Below are 4,587 nucleotides of genomic sequence, written 5' to 3'. Positions count from 1 at the left end.
ACTCAGAAGTGAAACGCCGTAGCGCCGATGGTAGTGTGGGGTCTCCCCATGCGAGAGTAGGGAACTGCCAGGCTCCAAATAAACAAACAAGCCTCATGCGAAAGCATGGGGCTTTTTTGTGCTTGCTAAGTGGACAACATTGTCGGGAGCAATGTTGCACGTCGCTTGCGACGGCCCCGGAGGGGTGAGTATCAGGATGATACGAATACAAGCCCTGTACTGATGTTCAGGGTTTTTTGCTGTCTGCGATTTATGAAATCACCCTTCATGTTCCCCTCTTATCAAGCCAACCCCCACCATATAAGGTAAACTAACCGGGTTTAAACTCAGGAAAGATACCCAACATGAGCACTTCTCTTAAACCTTTCAATACATTCGGTATTCAGGCTAATGCTTCACGCATTGTCATTGCTGAAACCGTGCAACAATTAAAGGATGCCTGGAGTGAAGCAATGGCAGCAAATATGCCAGTGTTGATTCTGGGCGAGGGGAGTAACGTTCTCTTTCTTGAGGATTATTCCGGCACGGTAATTATCAACCGTATTTCAGGTATAGAAGTGACGGAAGAAAATGATGCGTGGTATCTGCATGTGGGTGCAGGTGAAAACTGGCATCATCTGGTTGAAAATACCTTACAGCAAGGAATGCCCGGGCTTGAAAACCTGGCTTTAATTCCGGGATGCGCTGGATCTTCACCAATTCAAAATATTGGCGCGTATGGTGTTGAGCTTAAAAACGTCTGCCATTACGTTGATTGCGTTGATTTAATCAGCGGTGAGATGCATCGCCTGGATAATTCACAGTGCCAGTTTAGCTATCGTGACAGTATTTTTAAGCATGAATATCAGAACCACTATGCAATCATTGCCGTGGGATTACGTTTGCCAAAACAATGGCAGCCAGTATTAAGCTATGGTGACTTAGCCCGTCTTGATGCTGGAAATGTCACGCCTCAGGAAGTATTTGATGCAGTTTGCCATATGCGTATGACAAAGCTTCCGGATCCACGTGTTAATGGCAATGCGGGGAGCTTTTTCAAGAATCCAGTCGTTGATGCCGAACAGGCTGCTGTACTACTTGCGGCCTTCACTAACATTCCACACTATCCTCAGCCTGATGGGTCAATAAAACTGGCGGCAGGTTGGTTGATCGATCAATGCCAACTGAAAGGCTACAAGGTAGGTGGTGCGACAGTGCATCAACAACAAGCTTTGGTACTGATAAATGAGAGTGGGGCTTCAAGTCTGGATGTTGTCGATCTTGCACATCATATTCGTCAGTGTGTCGGGGAGAAATTTAATGTGTGGCTGGAACCAGAAGTCCGTTTCATCGGCACATGTGGTGAAGTTAGTGCAGTGGAGACAATTGCATGAAAGATAATACAGTCCCACTCACGCTGATTAGTATCCTGGCCGATGGTGAATTTCACTCTGGTGAGCAACTCGGTGAGCAGCTCGGTATGAGTCGTGCGGCCATAAATAAGCACATTCAAACTCTAAGAGACTGGGGAGTGGATGTTTTTACCGTCCCAGGGAAAGGCTATAGCCTCCCGGACCCTATCCAGTTACTGAATGAAGAGCTGATAAAATCGCAAATTGAAACAGGCTCAGTTGCGGTATTACCTGTCATTGATTCGACTAACCAATATTTACTCGATCGTATTGAATCACTTCAGTCTGGTGATGCATGCATTGCTGAATATCAGCAAGCCGGTCGAGGGCGTCGTGGTCGGCAGTGGTTTTCTCCATTTGGTGCAAATCTTTATCTTTCAATGTTCTGGCGACTCGAACAAGGTCCAGCAGCTGCGGTGGGTCTAAGTCTTGTCATCGGGATTGTGATGGCTGAAGTGTTGCGTGAATTAGGTGCTGAAAATGTCAGAGTTAAGTGGCCAAATGATCTCTATCTCAATGATCGCAAGCTTGCCGGCATTCTTGTTGAGTTAACTGGGAAAACAGGTGATGCGGCACAAATTGTTATCGGCGCAGGTATCAATCTTGCGATGCGTAATGTGGCCACTGACGTGATTAATCAAAGCTGGATTAATCTCCAGGAAGCTGGGATTAATATAGATCGCAATGCATTAGCCATCAGAATAATAAAAGAACTACGTAGGGCATTATATTTATTCGAAGACGAAGGTTTAATACCATTCCTTCCACGTTGGGAATTGCTCGATAATTTTATTAATCGCCAGGTGAGGTTAATTATTGGTGACAAAGAAATTCATGGCATCTCACGAGGAATTAATGAACAAGGCGGCTTGCTGTTAGAACAAGATGGCGTTATTAAACCTTGGGTTGGTGGAGAGATATCACTGCGCGGGATAACTTAATGATAATGGGGGATTAAATCCCCCGTTATCTATTTTCTGAGTCTTACACAGTCCACTTCATGATTTGCACTTTTCGTCATGATTAAGCTGGCACGCTCGCGGGTGGGTAGAATATTTTCTTTTAAATTCAGCCAGTTGATCTCTTTCCAAAGTTGCAGTGCAACATTCACAGCTTCATCTTCTGGAAGTTTCGCGTAACTATGAAAATAAGAGTCCGGATCGGTAAATGCACCCTCACGGAATTTCAGGAACCGCGTGATATACCAATCTTGCAGTAGATCTTCGGGGGCATCGACATATATAGAGAAATCAACAAAATCTGATACAAATACATGATGCGGATCGTGGGGGTAATCCATACCACTCTGCAAAACATTTAATCCTTCAAGAATTAAAATATCAGGCTGAGCAACCGTTTTATCACCATCAGGTATGACATCATAAATAAGGTGAGAGTAAACCGGAGCCGTCACATTCGGCACCCCTGATTTAATATCAGAAACAAATTTCACCAAACGATGCATATCATAGGATTGCGGGAATCCTTTTTTCTTCATCAGATTGCGTTCTTTCAACACATTATTCGGATGTAGAAACCCATCAGTAGTAATCAACTCTACGCTGCGATGTTCAGGCCAGCGGCTAAGTAAGGCTTGTAACACGCGAGCAGTTGTACTTTTACCTACAGCGACACTGCCGGCAATACTAATGACGTAGGGAATACGCTGTCCATTAGTGCCCAAAAATTGCTCTAATACAGCCTGTCGGCGCAGGTTTGAACTGATATAAAAATTCAATAGGCGTGAGAGTGGCAGATAAATTTCAGCCACTTCTTCTAACGAGAGGTCCTCATTGATACCTTTCAACCGGGCGATTTCACCTTCGGTCAGTGTCATCGGTACTGAGTCGCGCAAGGCTGCCCACTGGTTGCGGTTGAACTGCATATAAGGAGTCGTCAACATTTGCTCTTTATTACTCATAAGCATGCTTCTGCCTGTAATTCAGGACAAAAATGAACGTAGTACGCAGACTGAGAAAAGGGGACTCATCTCAGGTAATCAAAGGCGTGCAACGTATATTACTTTTCACAATGGGCAGGAGGGTAACACCAGATGAGGGATAATAATAAGAAAAAAAGAAAGTGGTGATGCATTGAGAGGACAGCATCACGTTGCAGCTCGGTGTTGATTCGTAATGCACCGTATAAATGCTTAATGAAGAATAAGAGTTTGCGGCTGATAATGCGGGGCTGACATTGCAATCAAGTAATGAAGGTGTCTAAAAGCAGTAGTTAGGGAGTGAAGTCATCCTTCCAAAGTAAATGAAGAGAGATTAGTGCAGTGGCAGAGTATTAAAAGAAGGTGCTTTGTAAGCAAAGCATGTAGTAGAAGAGCACAATAACTCTATTTTGTATAAATCATTACGGTCCTTGATGTACAAAATCAGCCCGAAATGCCGTTTAATTCATCATTTTTACGAGCTATCGCGCAAAATATAAGCGGTAGTGCATTTTCTTTAATTTTTTTGTTGCATCAAGGCGCCGGTCTTCCTAGAATGCGCGCTACTTGATGCCGACTTAGCTCAGTAGGTAGAGCAACTGACTTGTAATCAGTAGGTCACCAGTTCGATTCCGGTAGTCGGCACCATCAAGTGCTTGGTGGGGTTCCCGAGCGGCCAAAGGGAGCAGACTGTAAATCTGCCGTCATCGACTTCGAAGGTTCGAATCCTTCCCCCACCACCATTTTCAGGCCGCGCTATGCGCAGCCCGAGGCGACGAGATCCAACTAGTCGACTCGAATACTGAGGAGCCTCTCCTCAGGTTCTATACAGAATTCAAGCAGGTAGCCGAGTTCCAGAGATGCGGGCATCGTATAATGGCTATTACCTCAGCCTTCCAAGCTGATGATGTGGGTTCGATTCCCACTGCCCGCTCCAGATGTGCTGATATAGCTCAGTTGGTAGAGCGCACCCTTGGTAAGGGTGAGGTCGGCAGTTCGAATCTGCCTATCAGCACCACCTCCTTTATCCTCCCTGTTTCTCTTCTGTTAATGAATTCAACAAATTCAGGCTTTCGCCTGGTTGATGTGGTGATATCACCGATTTATCCGTGTCTTAGAGGGACAATCGATGTCTAAAGAAAAATTTGAACGTACAAAACCGCACGTCAACGTCGGTACTATCGGCCACGTTGACCATGGTAAAACCACTCTGACTGCAGCAATCACTACCGTTCTGGCTAAAACCTACGGTGGTTC

Annotated in this window: 4 protein-coding genes, 4 tRNA genes and 1 rRNA gene; 8 read left to right on the top strand and 1 reads right to left on the bottom strand. The window is 45.2% G+C overall.

Features of this window, described 5'->3' with window-relative positions:
• The 3 genes from rrf to birA form a co-directional block, all read left to right on the top strand.
• Positions 1-73, top strand: a 5S ribosomal RNA gene (rrf, locus tag LVQ77_RS22530); the annotation flags it as partial.
• A gap of 271 nt (positions 74-344) precedes the next feature.
• Positions 345-1,373: a UDP-N-acetylmuramate dehydrogenase gene (gene murB / locus LVQ77_RS22185; RefSeq protein WP_232866949.1), complete on the top strand. Its 1,029-nt coding sequence runs from the start codon at positions 345-347 to the stop codon at positions 1,371-1,373.
• The gene (gene birA, locus LVQ77_RS22180) at positions 1,370-2,332 is read left to right on the top strand and encodes a bifunctional biotin--[acetyl-CoA-carboxylase] ligase/biotin operon repressor BirA (RefSeq protein WP_232905490.1); all 963 of its coding nucleotides are present in this window, start codon (positions 1,370-1,372) and stop codon (positions 2,330-2,332) included. Before murB ends, birA begins: the two co-directional genes overlap by 4 nt.
• A 29-nt stretch (positions 2,333-2,361) precedes the next feature.
• Here the strand turns inward: birA and coaA are convergent, their stop codons facing one another.
• Complete coding sequence (coaA, locus tag LVQ77_RS22175; protein WP_064515269.1) at positions 2,362-3,312, bottom strand: type I pantothenate kinase; 951 nt, start codon at positions 3,310-3,312, stop codon at positions 2,362-2,364.
• Between the two features lie 590 nt (positions 3,313-3,902).
• Between coaA and LVQ77_RS22170 the strand changes: the two genes are divergently transcribed.
• From LVQ77_RS22170 to LVQ77_RS22150, 5 genes are all read left to right on the top strand, one after another.
• Positions 3,903-3,978, top strand: a tRNA-Thr gene (locus LVQ77_RS22170).
• Between the two features lie 10 nt (positions 3,979-3,988).
• Positions 3,989-4,073, top strand: a tRNA-Tyr gene (locus tag LVQ77_RS22165).
• Between the two features lie 119 nt (positions 4,074-4,192).
• Positions 4,193-4,267 (top strand) — tRNA-Gly (locus tag LVQ77_RS22160).
• Positions 4,268-4,272: 5 nt separating this feature from the next.
• Positions 4,273-4,348, top strand: a tRNA-Thr gene (locus tag LVQ77_RS22155).
• Positions 4,349-4,459: 111 nt separating this feature from the next.
• Positions 4,460-4,587: GTP-binding protein (locus LVQ77_RS22150; protein WP_016197641.1), on the top strand; the 128-nt coding region annotated here is incomplete at its 3' end.

This window comes from Buttiauxella cochleicola (assembly GCF_021282435.1).
In the GTDB taxonomy this organism is placed as follows: Bacteria; Pseudomonadota; Gammaproteobacteria; order Enterobacterales; family Enterobacteriaceae; genus Buttiauxella; species Buttiauxella massiliensis.
The sequence above is the reverse complement of the archived record's forward strand: the minus strand, read 5'-3'. Positions and strand labels throughout refer to the sequence as shown.

Bases quoted from the DNA above. Each gene is read 5' to 3' on its own strand.
- murB (WP_232866949.1), top strand. From the start codon at position 345: ATGAGCACTTCTCTTAAACCTTTCAATACATTCGGTATTCAGGCTAAT.
- birA (WP_232905490.1), top strand. From the start codon at position 1,370: ATGAAAGATAATACAGTCCCACTCACGCTGATTAGTATCCTGGCCGAT.
- coaA (WP_064515269.1), bottom strand. From the start codon at position 3,312: ATGAGTAATAAAGAGCAAATGTTGACGACTCCTTATATGCAGTTCAAC.